Annotated in this window: 16 protein-coding genes; 4 read left to right on the top strand and 12 right to left on the bottom strand. The window is 42.1% G+C overall.

The window, feature by feature from the left end:
* Window positions 1–66 precede the first annotated feature (66 nt).
* Window positions 67–819, bottom strand: a complete 753-nt coding sequence (locus tag SporoP17a_RS00770; RefSeq protein WP_083030968.1) for a DUF2087 domain-containing protein — start codon at window positions 817–819, stop codon at window positions 67–69.
* Between the two features lie 219 nt (window positions 820–1,038).
* Between SporoP17a_RS00770 and SporoP17a_RS00765 the strand changes: the two genes are divergently transcribed.
* On the top strand, window positions 1,039–1,818 hold the full coding sequence (locus tag SporoP17a_RS00765; RefSeq protein WP_083030966.1) for an NRDE family protein: 780 nt from the start codon (window positions 1,039–1,041) through the stop codon (window positions 1,816–1,818).
* Between the two features lie 52 nt (window positions 1,819–1,870).
* On the opposite strand, the gene SporoP17a_RS00760 is transcribed toward SporoP17a_RS00765, so the two are convergent.
* From SporoP17a_RS00760 to SporoP17a_RS00740, 5 genes are all read right to left on the bottom strand, one after another.
* The gene (locus SporoP17a_RS00760) at window positions 1,871–2,326 is read right to left on the bottom strand and encodes a helix-turn-helix transcriptional regulator (protein ID WP_083030963.1); all 456 of its coding nucleotides are present in this window, start codon (window positions 2,324–2,326) and stop codon (window positions 1,871–1,873) included.
* A gap of 215 nt (window positions 2,327–2,541) precedes the next feature.
* Entirely contained in the window at window positions 2,542–3,996 is a 1,455-nt protein-coding gene (locus SporoP17a_RS00755; RefSeq protein WP_083030949.1) for a carbon starvation CstA family protein, read from the bottom strand.
* Window positions 3,997–4,134: 138 nt separating this feature from the next.
* The gene (locus tag SporoP17a_RS00750) at window positions 4,135–4,866 is read right to left on the bottom strand and encodes a LytR/AlgR family response regulator transcription factor (protein ID WP_083030946.1); all 732 of its coding nucleotides are present in this window, start codon (window positions 4,864–4,866) and stop codon (window positions 4,135–4,137) included.
* A complete protein-coding gene (locus tag SporoP17a_RS00745) occupies window positions 4,829–6,595 on the bottom strand; it encodes a LytS/YhcK type 5TM receptor domain-containing protein (RefSeq protein ID WP_083030944.1) in 1,767 nt (588 codons plus the stop codon). Before SporoP17a_RS00745 ends, SporoP17a_RS00750 begins: the two co-directional genes overlap by 38 nt.
* A gap of 32 nt (window positions 6,596–6,627) precedes the next feature.
* A complete protein-coding gene (locus SporoP17a_RS00740) occupies window positions 6,628–7,461 on the bottom strand; it encodes a squalene/phytoene synthase family protein (RefSeq protein WP_083030941.1) in 834 nt (277 codons plus the stop codon).
* A gap of 504 nt (window positions 7,462–7,965) precedes the next feature.
* Here SporoP17a_RS00740 and SporoP17a_RS00735 point away from each other — a divergent pair.
* Entirely contained in the window at window positions 7,966–8,208 is a 243-nt protein-coding gene (locus SporoP17a_RS00735) for a hypothetical protein (RefSeq protein WP_156890499.1), read from the top strand.
* A gap of 168 nt (window positions 8,209–8,376) precedes the next feature.
* Here SporoP17a_RS00735 and SporoP17a_RS00730 read toward each other — a convergent pair whose 3' ends face one another.
* Complete coding sequence (locus SporoP17a_RS00730) at window positions 8,377–9,342, bottom strand: Rpn family recombination-promoting nuclease/putative transposase (RefSeq protein ID WP_083030936.1); 966 nt, start codon at window positions 9,340–9,342, stop codon at window positions 8,377–8,379.
* Between the two features lie 314 nt (window positions 9,343–9,656).
* Here SporoP17a_RS00730 and SporoP17a_RS00725 point away from each other — a divergent pair, with 314 nt between their 5' ends.
* Both SporoP17a_RS00725 and SporoP17a_RS00720 read left to right on the top strand, forming a co-directional pair.
* Window positions 9,657–10,340, top strand: coding sequence for an MOSC domain-containing protein (locus SporoP17a_RS00725; protein WP_083030933.1), 684 nt, complete (start codon window positions 9,657–9,659; stop codon window positions 10,338–10,340).
* Window positions 10,341–10,384: 44 nt separating this feature from the next.
* Window positions 10,385–11,584 carry an AI-2E family transporter gene (locus SporoP17a_RS00720; RefSeq protein ID WP_083030931.1) on the top strand — a complete coding sequence of 400 codons (1,200 nt, stop codon included), beginning with the start codon at window positions 10,385–10,387 and terminating at the stop codon, window positions 11,582–11,584.
* Between the two features lie 153 nt (window positions 11,585–11,737).
* Here SporoP17a_RS00720 and SporoP17a_RS00715 read toward each other — a convergent pair whose 3' ends face one another.
* The 5 genes from SporoP17a_RS00715 to SporoP17a_RS00695 form a co-directional block, all read right to left on the bottom strand.
* A complete protein-coding gene (locus SporoP17a_RS00715) occupies window positions 11,738–12,106 on the bottom strand; it encodes a hypothetical protein (RefSeq protein ID WP_083030917.1) in 369 nt (122 codons plus the stop codon).
* A 285-nt stretch (window positions 12,107–12,391) separates the two neighbouring features.
* Complete coding sequence (locus SporoP17a_RS00710) at window positions 12,392–12,682, bottom strand: YrhK family protein (protein ID WP_167693351.1); 291 nt, start codon at window positions 12,680–12,682, stop codon at window positions 12,392–12,394.
* 175 nt (window positions 12,683–12,857) lie between these two features.
* On the bottom strand, window positions 12,858–13,313 hold the full coding sequence (locus SporoP17a_RS00705; protein WP_083030911.1) for an SgcJ/EcaC family oxidoreductase: 456 nt from the start codon (window positions 13,311–13,313) through the stop codon (window positions 12,858–12,860).
* Window positions 13,314–13,481: 168 nt separating this feature from the next.
* Complete coding sequence (locus SporoP17a_RS00700; RefSeq protein WP_083030908.1) at window positions 13,482–13,688, bottom strand: ATPase; 207 nt, start codon at window positions 13,686–13,688, stop codon at window positions 13,482–13,484.
* A gap of 755 nt (window positions 13,689–14,443) precedes the next feature.
* On the bottom strand, window positions 14,444–16,054 hold the full coding sequence (locus tag SporoP17a_RS00695; RefSeq protein ID WP_237262409.1) for a catalase: 1,611 nt from the start codon (window positions 16,052–16,054) through the stop codon (window positions 14,444–14,446).
* Window positions 16,055–16,088: the final 34 nt, after the last annotated feature.

Below are 16,088 nucleotides of genomic sequence, written 5' to 3'. Positions count from 1 at the left end.
TTCGCGATTACTCCTAGTCTTCCCACCACCGCCATTTCTAAACCTGAAACGTTTCGCGCAAACCACTCACTTCAGCCAATATTGACTGCCATTGCGGGTCTGACCGAAATAACCATATTCCGTTAAATAGTTCCGTAACGTAATGAAATCTTCATGGATTTCGGAAAGTCGATCATTCATCTCATGCTTACTGTACGAAATATCTCCGTCAAAGCGCTTACTAATTTCCTGAACAATAATCCGCCGCTGTTTTTCCGTCGATGGCATCTCTTTTAACTGGCCATCGGTTCCTTCAGGGAAAAACGTCCGCAGTACCGCTTGTTGCTCATCCTCGGCCACCAAGTAATCATCGTGGAATAGTTGAGATGCTTTATGTGGTGGAATAAACGCCTGCTCGTACGAATCACGTTCTTTCAATAACTCCATCATCGCCAGGAACACTTTCGCCTGTCGTTCTTTTTCTTTTAACGCAAAGCGATGATGTCGCACAGTCGTCGCACTGCCAATCTCCAGTTCTTCTTGTATATCTTTATCGCTTTTCCCTTGATAGAATAAACGCAATAAATCACCTTGATGATCGGTAATCCCTGACCACTTCTTATCCAGTTCAAGCAAATACGCAAATACCGACTGATGCGAATGTTCGATATGCACATGCATAAATCGCTCCGCTTCATACAACGCATTTTCGTACGGGTATATCACACCTTTTTCGATTCGTTTACCACATAATAAACAATCGTACGATGTAGAATTTTCTAGATATCCTTGCTTTAATTCCGTTAATGAAGCATCCCAGAACGTTTCCGTAAACTCCATACAGTCCACACTCCTACTATATTTTCAGCCCTAACAAACAAAGCTGTCATTTGTTTATCTACTATGATCTATGATACCTCGTATACTTCTTGACTTCAATAGCGTAGCAAACAATAACTGATTTTGTTTGTTGGCCTTGTTTACAGCATTATCATACAGTCGCCAAACAAATTCGCACGTGATACACTGACTTTATACATACACAAACGGGGTGACATTATGTGTTTACTGGCATTTCAATTGCAAAGCCATCCAAAGTATCAACTCGTCATGATGGCGAACCGAGATGAAGCGTACGGACGTCCGACAGCACCCGCCAACTTCTGGAGCGATCATCCAGACATTTTAGCTGGGCGCGATCTCGAACAAATGGGCACGTGGCTCGGTATTACGAAACAAGGGAAAGTCGCTGCACTGACAAATTATCGTGACTTCACACGACCGGAAACAGGTAAACTCTCACGCGGTCACATCGTCTCTTCCTATCTACAATCGGAGCTATCGGCACGTGCGTTCATGGAGCAACTGCATGCAAACCGAGAGGATTACGCTGGCTGCAACGTACTGGCCGGGTCAGCTAAAGAGATGTTGTATTATTCGAACATCGAGCAATCGATCCAACAGCTAACCCATGGCACACACGGTCTAAGTAATGCCTTTCTGAATACTCCGTGGCCTAAAGTGGATAAAACGAAGGCTTTGTTGGCGGAATATTTGAAGCAAACGGAGACGGTCAATCCGGATGTATTATTCGGTATGATGCAACGAGCGGAGCGATTTCCGACCGAACAACTGCCTGATACTGGCGTCGGTGAAGATCTCGAAAGTTTGCTGTCCTCGATATTTATCGCGTCAAAAGACTATGGCACACGTTGCACGACGGTGCTGACAATAGATAGCGAAGATCACGTAAAATTTGAAGAGCGAACATACGAAAAAGGCATATGTACAACCACTCAAAAATTTTCATTTCACGTGGAAAAACCGGCTCACTCTTAAAAGAGTACAGCCGGTTTTTATCTGTTTTTCATATGTTATTTTCATATAATAGTTAGAGCATGTCCATATATTTTTTGAATTCAGCTAAAGCTTTTTCACGATCTCCCGTACTAAATAAACGCTTATGATCCGCTCCAATTATGCGATAATGTCCACCTGCGGTATGTTGTTGCAATTTATATTGCTGCCATTGTCCGATCTCCGTCCACCAATTAATCGACGCACTCGCAGCGGTTTCTCGCGAGTGAATCTCTGCATGTACTGCGATTTCAGCCAACTCAATTGGATCTTCTCCCATGACCGATCGCAATAGGGCGCTCTCGCGAAATAATGCACAAACCACTACTGTCGTAGCCCAACTAATTTCCTGGCGACCTTTCTCTACTTGCACTAACGTCTTTTTTGAGATACCTATAATCTCTGCCATTTGATCTTGCGTATAGTCCATTTCTGTTCGAATTAACTTCAAGCGGGGTGATACTAAGTCCATAACCGTCTGCTTATTCAACGTTTTATTCCTCCTTTACATCAATAGTGTATATTTACACTATTAGTTACTTAAGTTATTTAACTTGTAATATAGATGCTTATTATGTAATTTTTCTTCATTCGTGTAAACTAGATTTTCTCTATAGAAATAGTGTATCACAACTAGAATCTCTAAATAAATCTACATAGAAAAACCTGCTGAACCGAAGCTCAACAGGTTGTCATTATATCGTATTAAGTCGTTGTTGTAGAATCCCAGTTCGTAATATCTTCCTCTAATGGAAGCTGTGCAGCTCGAGCTTTTACTGCCGCGTTGAAGAATAGGGCTACTAGGAAAATCGAGATGACAGTCGCTCCAATTAAGGCAACATTCATCGGTAAGCCGAATCCAATGGCTGCGTTTAGTATATACGTCGTTGTCGCCATCAGCATGAACGTTCCGGGTATAAGTGCGACCCAGTAGTTCTTACCGGCAATGAAGAGATACATCGCACCGACGAATAATGCAATGGCGGCTGTAGACTGATTCGCCCAAGAGAAGTAGCGCCATAGAATATTAAAATCTATTTGAGTCAACGCAATCGAGATAGCAAACATCGGAAGCGCGATCACTAGACGGCTCATGACTTTAGCTTGCGGGTACTTGATATAGTCTGCAATAATCATACGTGCACTACGGAATGCTGTGTCGCCTGAAGTGATTGGTAAGATAATGACACCAATCACTGCAAGTGTTCCACCGACAGCACCAAGCATCGTGATGGATACTTCGCTTACAATCACTGCCGGTCCGCCAGCTGCAAGCAATTCACTTAACGTCACACCGTTGAACAACGCCATACCAGCTGCTGCCCAAATCATCGCAATAACGGCTTCTGCGATCATCATGCCGTAGAAGATTTTGCGACCTTGGCTTTCATTCTTCGTTGTCCGGGAAATAATCGGGGACTGCGTCGCATGGAAACCAGATAGCGCTCCACACGAGATCGTCAAGAATAATAACGGGAAGATCGGAATATTATCTGGATGTAAGTTCGCAAATGTCAATTCCGGAATCGGTACACCTTTGATGACCATCATGCCACCGATGCCAACTGCACTAATTACAAGTAGTGCACCGAAGATTGGATAGAAACGACCGATGATCTTATCGATCGGTAATAGTGTGGCCAAAATATAATAAAGGAAAATAAGTGCTAAAATGATTCCTAGAGCCATCCAACCATTCATTAGGTTGTACAGCAATCCTGCTGGTGCCGAAACGAATACCGTACCGACTAGAACGAGTAATAAAAGGGCAAAAGCGTTGACGACATGTTTCATAAATTTCCCGAGGAATTTTCCTGCCAGTTCAGGCAAGTGTGCTCCGCGATTTCGGATAGAAATCATACCAGTCAAATAATCATGTACAGCGCCTGCGAAAATCGCTCCAACAACGATCCAGATAAATGCGACGGGTCCGTATAACGCACCCATAATCGGTCCGAAAATCGGGCCTACACCTGCGATATTTAGTAATTGAATCAACGAGTTCTTGCTAGTGCTCATCGGCACATAGTCGACTCCATCTGCGCTCGTATACGCAGGTGTCGCACGTTCTTCCTTGACGCCGAACATTTTGACGATGTACTTACCATACGTAAAATAGCCAACGATTAATAATACGATAGAAAATAAAAATGTAATCATTGCTTGTAAACCTCCCTTAAAGTGATAACGCTTACATTAACTATAATAGAAAGGTGTCCAAATCATGACAAAATCTCGCAACATGTCAGAATCGCGAAGTGAGATGCACTCCGAGAGATTAACATGTTACGAGATTTTTTATCCTTCGAGGCGTTGGCGTAATTCTTTTACATAATTTCGGCTAACTGACAATTTCTCCGGCCGTTGATCGACTTCTAACTGATACGCTCCGTTGAACCAAGGCGTCAAACTACTGACATGCACGAGGTTCACGAGAATACTTTTATGGATGCGAAAGAACGATAAATGGGTCAATTTATTCTCGAGTTCTTTCAATGTCATGCGCGTTTCATAATCGCGCGTGGGCGTAACAATCTTCGTCCAATTTTCTTCTCGGTGTACATAGAGAATGTCGCCAATCGGGATATAGTAAATTTCACCATCCATTTCGACCGGCAACCGATCGATTCGTTTCGTTGGCGCATCGGTTTTTGGCTGAAGCAGCAATTGTTCCACACGCGCAATCGTCTGCCGCAATTGTTCTTCATCATACGGCTTCAGTAAATAATCTATCGCATGAACACGAAACGCTTCGACCGCGAATTGCGGATAGGCAGTCGCAAATACGATCAGCGGCACTTTCTTTAGCGAGCCAAGTGTCCTGGCTACTTCCATGCCGTCCACTTTCGGCATTTCAATGTCGAGAAACACTACGTCCGGCTGCAGTTGCATCGCCTTGACAATCGCTAACTCCCCAGAATCCGCTTCTCCGACAATCTTCACACGTTCAAATTGCTCCAGTAAATAAATCATTTCTTCGCGCGCATACCTTTCATCGTCCACGACCAATGCGCGAATCATTTCCGTCATAACCGTTCACCTCCGACTTCGGAATATCGAGTGAAATCTTCGTTCCTTTACCGGGTGTACTTTCTATTGCGAGTCCTGAATTCTCATCAAACGTCATCAGTAAACGTCGATTGACATTGTACAAACCAAGCCCTGTACCTTTCCCCGATTCGACTTGATCTTTTCCAAGCGCAGCGAGACGCTCAGGAGCAATTCCGACACCGTTGTCCTCCACTATAATATGAATGGCGTCTCCACTTTCATGTATCGACACATGGACCATCGCATTTGCGTCCAATTCTTTAATACCGTGCGTAATCGCATTTTCAACAATCGGTTGCAACGTCAGTGGCGGAATCTTCTCCTGCAAGACGCTCGGATCGACATCAATACAAATCTTCAATTTATCAATGAAACGTGCTTCTTCAATCATCAAATACGCTTCGACGTGCGCCAACTCTTGCTGTAACGTCACCATTTTCGCCGTCGTACCTTCAAGATTCTGACGCAAAAAGAACGACAACGACGACAGCAATTTCCGTGCTTCATCCGGATTTGTCCGTATCAATGAAATGATAATATTCATTGAATTGAACAGAAAATGCGGACTGATCTGCGCTTGCAACGCCTGAATTTCTGCTTCCTTCGCCAGTTGATGCGCATGATCCGCTTCGGCAATTTCAAGTTGGTTGCTGAGTAATGCAGCCAGTCCTGCAATTAATTCAATTGTGACATCGGTAATCGCTTTACGCGAAGGATAAAATAATTTCAATGTTCCAATCGTTTCGCCTCGTGTTTTAAGCGGTGCAATGACGGTCGCGCCTGAAGACGATACACCCGGCTGCTCATGCGTGAAGGAATCCGTCACAATAAGTCGACCTTCCTGAATCACTTGACGCGTTAAATCCGTCTGAATCGGGCCTTGCATACTCGTGCCTTTAGAGCTAACAAACGCCAGTATATCCGTTTTATCTGTCATCGCGACAGCAGCTGGCTGCAACTCGTTCATCAGAATACCGCACACGGCCGAAGCGGTATCTTTTCGCATACCTGTCCGTAAATAGCCAAGCGTTTGATCCGCGATACGCAATGTTTTCTGCGCTTGCATTGCTGTCATTTTATCTTGATCACTGATGACGTTATACGCAATCAGCATAAATAATGCAGTCCCCATACCGTTTGCTAAAATCATCGGCATGCCAATCGTTTGAACCAATGCAAACGCTTTCTCAAATGGATTCGCAATGAGAAGAATGAGCAACATCTGTAACGCTTCTGCAGCCGCTCCAATCGTGAAGGCCAAAAGCGGGCTAATATGCTTGCCCTTCTTATAGAAGTAACCTGCCAGAACACCCGAAATAATCGTAGCAATTCCACACGAAATAGCCGTGAATCCACCTAAAGACATCCGGTGAATCCCGGCGATGAGTCCAGCACCGATTCCGAGTCGATAGCCTCCAAGCAACCCTGCGACGACCACCCCGATCACACGGGAATTCGCAATCGCTTCATCGTTAGCGAGTTGCCACGACATGTTTTCAAATTGAAGCGTCTGCATATCCAGTGCCACACCGAAATACGTTCCAAAAACCCCGAATAATCCAAAAAAGAGTATCGCCGTCAGCTCTTGCCGACGATCCAATACGTCTTGATGGATCATATTTTGGAAAAATCGAAAACGAGTCAGAAGGAAAGCGACTGCCACAATCATTCCGACCCGTTCGAACATAATGATCAGTAAATCTAGCATCGCCATCCTCCATTCACTCGATTAACCATACATCATTTTAGAATCGCTTTGTTCACGACCGATACTACTTCGACCCGCGACATTTTCTCGCGTCCTTCTTTCAGTGCATCAAGTGTACTATGCGCAAGCGCCAACGGAATGTTGCAGAAGTTTAGAATGGTCTTCGTATGGATGTCTTCAATATATGCATCCGCGAGTGCCAAATTCTCTTCCGCATACGCGAACATCTCCGGCAATTTCCAGTCATTCGGGAAGAAGTTCACGTCACGCACTGCGTCTTCTTTGTAGTTACGCAAAATATTCACAGACTGCAACCCGCGACCAAAACCAATCGCTAGGTCACGATCCGTCTCCGTACCATCATACCAGCGCCAAATATCCGCAAGCATAACGCCCACTAGTCCAGCGACATAGTACGTATAATCATCGAGATCTTCACGCGTCTCGATCACCCAGTCCTTACCTGCCCACTCCGCCATGCCACGCCCCATGATCGCAGTCGATTCGAGTACTTTATTACGTGCCGTTTCCGGACAGAACTCTACCCAGTCAGCGAGACGCAACGTCACTTCAGGCAACTGGTCGCGGTATGGTGCGAATAACTCGTCTAGTGCAGACGCCATCGATTCGCCAGTTGCGATCGTATGGTCGAGAATGTCGCTTACTTTGTTCAGCAAGTCGGTAACGATCGTCACGTCCAGTTGTTCGTGGTCTTCGATTTCATCGATTGCCCGCATGCACAAGTACGCAGACGCAACGGCTTCGCGAACGTTTGGTTCAAGTAATTTAATTGGTATGTAAAATGTACGGCTTGTCTCTTTTAAGACTTTCATCGCTTCTTTTTGTAGTTTTGCTTCGGTTTTCATGTAAGGTTCCCTCCATCAATCTTTGCACAGATAGTGATTTGTATAGAATGGGTTTATTATAGCATTGATTGTATTGAGGGTGCGACCGGAAAGGTGTTGGAGGTGGAAAAGCTAGTTGGTTATGTGACGGGTGTGACTTAGATTAATGAAGGGGAAATGGGTTAACACCGTTTCGCTGGGATATATTTCAAAAATTAGTGTGTGGAGTTAATACTATGAATAACTTTTTGACTTCAATCAGCTGGAAATACTGATTACGAAAGATATTTACCAATTTCCGGTGATGATACATTTATATCCAAATGATATATAGGGTCTACTGAAGATAGATTCCGTGAAAAAATTGAGATTCTATCATTAGACTTAGGAAAACTGAAAAAGATGTAGGGGGTTATTGTATTGATGTCGCGCATTTGCGAAGAGAGCGAAGTGTTTAATTTAAAGGTGGAGGGCGATGTGGGTGCGGAGGCCATTTGATCTGATGAATGCTACAGTAACTTTGATATGGAGGATATTCTTATTTCAGAGAATTTGAATGGGAAACTTCACAAGTGGTTGCTAGAATACGGAAAATGGATTAATTGGGATCAAGACGTGTTGTATTCTAATTGGATTCAAATGGAAGACGAACATAATGAAATGGGTGAACTGTTGACGATTGAAGTTCGAGAGGAGTTGGGTGAGGGGTTTCTTGTACCATTTTCTCCTTCTTCTTCGGCTAGGATGTATACTGGGTTTGGATCTTGAATTAAGATGTACCTGTTCTTCAATTTTACATGATTTTTTGTTACACCCTTTTCAATATTAAAAAACGTCTACTCTCTCCTTGTATAGATTAAAAGTAGACGTCTTATCAGCTTATGCCCTGTAAATGAGATGCCGGTTTCCGATACATTGAAATTCCCTAGCTAAAATTTATAAACCTAATTCTGCTTTCATCTCTTGCACACGCTCTAAAGATAACCCCGTTGTTTCAGCCACAATTTCTACACCTAGTTTCTTCAGTAGAAGTTTACGTGCAATATGTTCTTTCTCCTCTGTCTTGCCCTTTTCTATTCCCTTTTCTATCCCTTCCTCCCTAGCCTTCTTTTCTCTCCACTTCGCCTCATTTAACGCCGCTTCTTGATCCAGAACTTGTTTTAAGCGCACTTCGTAGGCAAGTCGTCCATCCGAATCTAGACTCATTTCATTCCAACTTATAAATGCATCTTGCAGATGTTTGTCAGTCATCGCAATCGCCTCCAGTTCTTTGTAAATGTCTTCGTAAATATGTTGTTTTCGTTGGTCTACGATACTTAATAGAAGCAACCATCGAGCCAATACGTCATTCCACGGGTCGAGCTTTTCATCATACCAATGCGCAAGCAGCTTCGGTATTTCAATGAAATGCAATTCCAATCCATCCGCTATACGAAATTTCTTTTCATCTTCATGTAAGTGATACGTCGTATGATATCCTTCCGTTTCCGAAATCAAATTAAAATTCATTATGTTCATCATAATGGTAGGTTGTAGTGTATTGTATGCCATTCCCCTTTTATTTTGCTCACTGTATAATCTAGCCCAATAATACACACTGCGATTGACCATATCATATTGATTCGTAAATTGCATTTCAATATTAATCTGATGCCGATCCTGTGTGGTGACCAAAATATCCAGACGCGATAGCTTGTCGTCTTCATATTCTGCACCAATTTCTGGATTTATAAAGGTTACTTCTTTAATTGAATTCCGGCCGGTTCGTTTGAGAATGGCATTCAGAAAAATAATGGTAATCGCTTTGTTTTTCCCGCTGCCAAATAATTCTTTAAACGCAAAATCAATTTTTAAATCTACTAAATTCTTTACATAGATCCGTTTCATCGCTCGTTTGTTCATGCGGTTTCCTCACACTTCTTAGAATAAAGTATATCATTTTTCCGATGATTTTTCTAACTGTTCTGTTAGTTACTGTGTTGAAATCAGCATATGACAGAATTAGAAAATCGTCAAAATGGGGAAAATGAATTATATAAAGAAGGGGATGTTGTAGGTATGAGGAATTTAATTTTAGGAATTCGATTTTGATGTGTTTTTTGAAGATGAAATTGAATTGTTGAAGTTTCTCTTAGAGGGTTGGAATTTACCAAGCCTTAGTGATAGTGATACACTTATAACCAAGTAATATATTGATTCTACTGGAGGTTGATTCCATGAACAAGGTTGAAATTCTTTCATTAAATGTAGGGAAACCTAAAGATAGGGATTTCGGAAAGAAATCTGTGACGACAGGCTTTTTCAAAGAGCGGGTGCAGCAAGCGGTTTTTTTATCCTCTGTCAACTTTACTGGGGATGGTCAAGGAGATCTCGTTCATCACGGTGGTGTTCATAAAGCGGTTTGTGTGTATCCGTATGAACATTATTCTCATTGGGAACGCGTATTAGAAAGAACGCTTCCGTACAGTGCGTTCGGTGAGAACCTTACTCTAACAGGGGTGACTGAAGAAGATATTTGTATTGGTGACTCCTTTCAGCTGGGCGAAGCAATTGTTCAAGTGAGTCAGCCTCGCCAGCCTTGTTTTAAGTTAGCACTTGTCTATGAACGGAAAGATATGCCGCTTCTTGTACAGGATACAGGCTTTACAGGCTTTTATTTCCGCGTGTTGCAAGAAGGGTTGGTTTCGCCAACGGATCCGTTAATTCCGTTAACACGCCAAGCACTTGCTATTTCAGTAGCAGAAGCGAATCGGCTAATGCATCATGACAAGCAAGACTTAGGAGCAGTTCGTCGTTTGCTAGAAGTTGAAGAGTTGTCCCCTAGCTGGCGGAAGACGTTTGAAAAGCGTGTGGCGGGTCAAGATGTAGATACTAGCAAACGAATTTCTGGTGAACCGTAAGTTGGATGTAGGTCCAGATTATTTCACGAGAAGAGGTGCGAAACATGGAGAATGATAAAATACGAACGATGACTACTTGGTTCCGAAACTGGTTTTTGGATAATAAAGTAGTCGCTATATTATTGATCTCGTTATTAATTTTATTGAACTTCCTAGTTTTTTCGAAAGTTATGCATATGTTCCATTTTATAAAAGAGTTTCTCAGTGTAGTCGCATTACCTATCATTATGGCCGGAATTCTATTTTATCTACTAAATCCATTGATCGATATAATGGAAAGAAAGAAGGTCAAACGGGTTTGGGGGATCGCATTCGTTTTCGTAGTCATCAGTGGATTAGTCGTATGGGGCGTGATCATCCTAATTCCGATTATACGCGAGCAAGCTACAAGCCTCATTCAAAACTGGCCCGACTATTGGACTCAATTACTAGAACAATTTGATAGCCTATTAAGTAGTAATCTGTTTTCTCAATTGCAAGGAAAGTTGGACGATATCGACCAAAGTATTATAGACTCGATTACCGAACAAACGAAGGGCTTTATGGATTCTGCTTTCTCTGGTATCGGTAGCGTGCTCGGAACGGTGACCAATGTCATTATCGCATTGCTCACTATGCCGATTCTTTTATTCTTTTTATTAAAAGATGGGCGTGATTTGCCGTATCATATGATGAAGCTGTTGCCGACCAAGATGCGTGCCAATACGTATAGAGTATTGAAAGAAATGAATACGCAAATTAGTCAATATATCCGCGGGCAATTATTAGTGGCGTTTTTCGTAGGATTGATGTTTTGGATTGGTCTCGCGATTGTTGGACTTGAGTATGCCGTTCTACTTGCGATAGTAGCAGGTGTACTGAACTTAGTTCCTTATTTAGGATCGTTCTTAGCCATTATTCCGATCGTCATCATTGCGTTAGCCTCTTCACCTTTCATGTTAGTGAAAGTAATTATTGTGTTTGCCGTTGAACAAGCACTTGAAGGCAGATTGATCCAACCGATGATTTTAGGTAGTAATTTGAAAATACATCCCGTGACGATTATTATTGTGTTGCTGACGGCTGGGAAGTTATTCGGTGTGCCAGGGGTTATACTAGGAATTCCTGCTTATGCTGTCATCAAGGTAATTGTCGAGCATATTTTCAAATGGTATAAATCCTATTCGGGTCTATATGTAGAACCATACAACCCCGCACCTATGCCAGACGTACCGATTGAAAAAAGAAAAATGAAAAAGCGCTAGATTAAATCGAGCGTGGACAAGTAAATAGATCCAATCGAAACCGTCCCTCTATCCATATAAAAAGCGTGTCTTCTAGGTTAGGTAGTTGCCTACAGGACACGCTTTTACAATGCTGATTTTTGCACATGCGCAATTCGTTTTTCCAGATTGGATTCATTTGCCGTTGTAAAGCGCCCATAATCCTAGAACTCCACCCACCACGACAGTCAACGCGGTTAGTTTCTTCACGTCCAAAGGAGACTCAAACTTCACTTTGTCTGGTGTGATGACATATACGCCAATAGGTTGAATAGTAAAAGCGCCGCCACCACCTTCTCCTCCACTCCCGTCACCACCCCCACCTACTGCATATTTAACTTTCGCCACAGGCACTACTTTTTGCACACCAAGTTCAATTGGGTCTCCGTATATAAGGGATACGTCTTTTTGGTTGGCAAACTTATTGAAAATCGTTTTAATAGGCGTTTCTATATACTCTTTTCCCCCAGCTTTCTCGTTCGGTTGAGCTTGTCCATTATTCATATAGATTCCTCCCTAACATTTCTCATTCGCCCTTTGCGACAAATGATCTTCTATACTATGCTTCAATGAATCCAGTTAGTCATTTACTACGAAGTGCCATCTCCAATAACTTCTCAAAAGGCCTGTAAATTCCTTTCTTATCCTCCTTCATTACAAAAAACTTCATACGATTGCATGAAGACTCTTACATTCAATTTTTATCATCTTTCTATATCATCACAAACTCTGCACCGAACTGGTTTGGAATCGTTCAGAGGCTTGGTACTCCGTTACCTTTTTAATCTGTTAATCTACCTTCTCTTGACTTTGGCTGGACTGGCTAATTTTCCGCAGCGTAGTCGCATGAAGTATTTTCAATACGGGCCGTATAAAGAGTTGCGCACTGCCTACAACAAATAGAATAATCCCAGCAGTTTTTAAGGTTTCAAAAAAGAAGAATACACTTCCGACTATAAATATAATCCCTAATACTAACTCGTTGATGATGAAAATATAACGGTAGTTTTTATTGAAGAAAATGACATGCTTTCCTAGCTTGACTTCATATTCTTGATGGTTACTCGTTAGTTTCGGCAATTTCTTCCCCTCCCATATTCTTAATTTCCCGTTCTTCTTTGATGTAAACGGTATTGAAAGAAAAACTGGAGAGGGTAGGTCGTAATTGAGGAGTACCAGGTCCTAAATACTAACTTTTGGGATGCACATCAATTTACAATGTTCGATAAACCGCGTACCTCATTACTTTTCACAGCTATGTTCTAGTAATTAATTGCCTTAACTCATCTGTCATTTGCTCAATCAATTCTGGTTTCCCGTGAAACTGAGCGGGAGTATTTTGGAAGAGCACTATTTGCCAATTACTGTATTTGTTAACTGCTACCAAAGTTTGAAGGGTATTTACAGTGGGCTCAATATCTGTTTTTCCAGGTGGAATCATCCCTGCAATAGCTTGAACTATTGCAGTATCATTCCCTATTGCACGAACGTCTTTCACTTTAGTTACAAAAGGAGCAGTTGGATGGTTTTCAAAGATCGATGCGAGGTGCGATAAGATTTCCTCTCGTCCAACCACCTTACTTCCATCAAAGCCAATTTGTATACCTTGTTCAGTGAATAGTTCAGCCATTCCATTGGCATCACGTAGGTTCCATGCGTCTATTAATCTTTGATAAAGACTATTGACTTCATCTACTTTAGATATATTCATGCACTGTGCCCCCTTTACATATTATAATATTTTCCTAACTTTGATTGTTGCACAATAGTTAGCCACTACATACTTCAATAATTCTATACTATAGATAACCAATTTCACAGATTTCAAAGAATTAACTAACGCCCTACGTATGATGCTAGATCATGCTCTCCTTCAATGCTAATTGGCATGTGATTTCGACTTGATCATACGTTCAGTAATAAAGCCCATTACCATACCAGCACCGATCGGTAGTAGAGAAATTTCAGTATGCGAGAGTGAAATGTTAAATATGAGAATGTCTATATTAGCGATAAAGCCTATTACATATAGGAATATCATCGTTCCAAATGAAACCATTAATGGAATCCAAAAGGACTTATTCACAATTTCACCTCCCAATCTTTTCAGCAAGTTGTAAGTGATGTTTTTATCATGTCAACAGGAATCTACTCTACATCTTCTTTCAACAATTTTACATGTTCAATAAATAAGCTGGTTATTTTGGCTACGACTCTAAATCTATATTCTCCTTTAAATGCTATGCGTTGTTTGGACTATCCTTTCTACTCCTATTGGTATTGCTTTTTCTACTCCTTCCCCCCTTGCCTTCTCCTTCCTCCACTTCGCTTCATTCACTGTAGTCTTCTGATCTAGTACTTGTTTCAAACGCACTTCATAGGCAAGTCGTCCATCTGAATCTAGGATCAGTTCATTCTAGCTTATGAATACTTTTTACAAATGTTTATCATTCATCGTAATCGGCTCCAGACACTTCTTAGTGTAAAGTATATCATTTTTCTGTTAATTTTTCTAACTATTCTGTTATTTATTGTGTTGAACTCAATATAATACAGGGAATAAAAAAACCGTTAAAATGGAGAAATTGAATTTTGTACGTACGAAAAGGCATAGGTATCAAATAATTGATTGTACGAATTGATTTTCGGTATGAATTTTACAAGCTGAGTTTAATTGTTCATGATAATTGATCAATTGGATAAGAGATTAGCAAATCAAAAACACCTGTATAAGAACCCCATGTGTTTGCTTGCACAATCACATAAGTGTCCTATACAGATGCTAGTCACTCTTTATTCACAACATCTATCAATTTGGATAAAAAGCGTTGTACTTCTTCATCAATATGGATCTGCTTCATGGCCTTTGTCCACTGCATCTTTCACTGCCGTTTTAGAATCAGGTGTACCTTGTCCAAACTTTGATTGACCCGCCTCACGACCCGGGATGTCAGCTTCTGCTGCCACTCCTTCTAGTTCCTTCATTTTCCGTTCAATACCTTCTTGTACAAGACGCCCGTATTCATAATCCGCTTGCGTGAAGTGTTCGATCATCGCTTCTTGAATACGTACATCACACACTGCTAACGCATCAGAGAGGTTTTTGATTAATTCTTCTCGTTCCCACTCTTCAAACTGGCGGAAAGTCTCGCCGGCTTGTCCATAATTATTGGGTCGGTCAATTGGTGCACTCAGTGCTGCTGCGTTGTACGTAGGTCTGTGCGGAGGGCGGCTTTCTCCTGTTGCTTCTTGAAATCCACCGAGCATGGATGGTTCATAGTTTATATGTGGGTTTTCTCCTGACTCACGAGGATCACGTTGGTCCATTTGACCCCGTTGCTGGTTCGTCCGGACCGCTTTTTTCGGCGCATTTACAGGTAACTGGAGATAATTCGTGCCGATCCGATGACGTTGTGTATCCGAATACGAAAATGTGCGGCCTTGAAGCATTTTGTCGTCGGAAAAATCCATTCCGTCTACCAGTACGCCGGTCCCGAAAGCGGCTTGTTCAATGTCCATATGAAAATCCTCGGGGTTGCGATCTAATACCATCTTTCCTACTGGTAGCCAAGGATACTGTTCCTCCGGCCAAAGCTTGGTATTATCGAGCGGATCAAAATCAAGTTCCGGGTGGTATCCATCTTCCATAATTTGCACGAACAGTTCCCATTCAGGATATTCTTTACGTTCGATCGCTTCAGATAAATCTTGCGTAGCATGTGCAACGTTTTTCGCCTGCACAGCGTCGGCATCTTGCTGAGTTAAATTTCGTATACCTTGTTTCGGCTCCCAATGATACTTCACTAGAACTGCTTCACCTTTGTCATTGACCCACTTGTATGTATTCACACCTGAGCCTTGCATGTGACGATACGTGGCAGGAATGCCCCATGGCGAAAACAAAAACGTGATCATATGAATAGATTCTGGCGATCGGGAGACAAAGTCAAACATGCGTTGTGGATGCGATATATTGGAAGCTGGATCGGCCTTGAATGCGTGGATCATATCAGGAAACTTCATCGCATCCCGAATGAAAAATATTTTCAAATTATTTCCTACCAAATCCCAGTTGCCATCTTCCGTATACATCTTCACCGCAAAACCTCGCGGATCTCGTGCAGTTTCAGGCGAATCTTTAGCGCCTGCTACAGTAGAGAAACGCGCGACGAGAGGCGTTCTTTTTCCAGCACCTGAAAATACTTTGGCACGGGTGTACTTTTCAACTGGCTCATTCCCGACTTTCCCATACGTTTCAAAGTAACCAAATGCACCCGAGCCTCTTGCATGGACTACTCGTTCAGGTATTTCCTCACGATCAAAATGAGAGATTTTTTCGATAAAATGATAATTCTCGAGCGTAGCAGGGCCGCGGTCGCCAATCGTCCTGATGTTTTGATTATCCTGTACAGGATGCCCTTGGCGTGTCGTAAGTGTCTCTCGCTCTTCCATTTGACCATCATGCTGTTTATGTTGTTTCTTTTCC

This window comes from Sporosarcina ureae, from assembly GCF_002082015.1.
Lineage (GTDB): Bacteria > Bacillota > Bacilli > Bacillales_A > Planococcaceae > Sporosarcina > Sporosarcina ureae_A.
The sequence above is the reverse complement of the archived record's forward strand: the minus strand, read 5'-3'. Positions and strand labels throughout refer to the sequence as shown.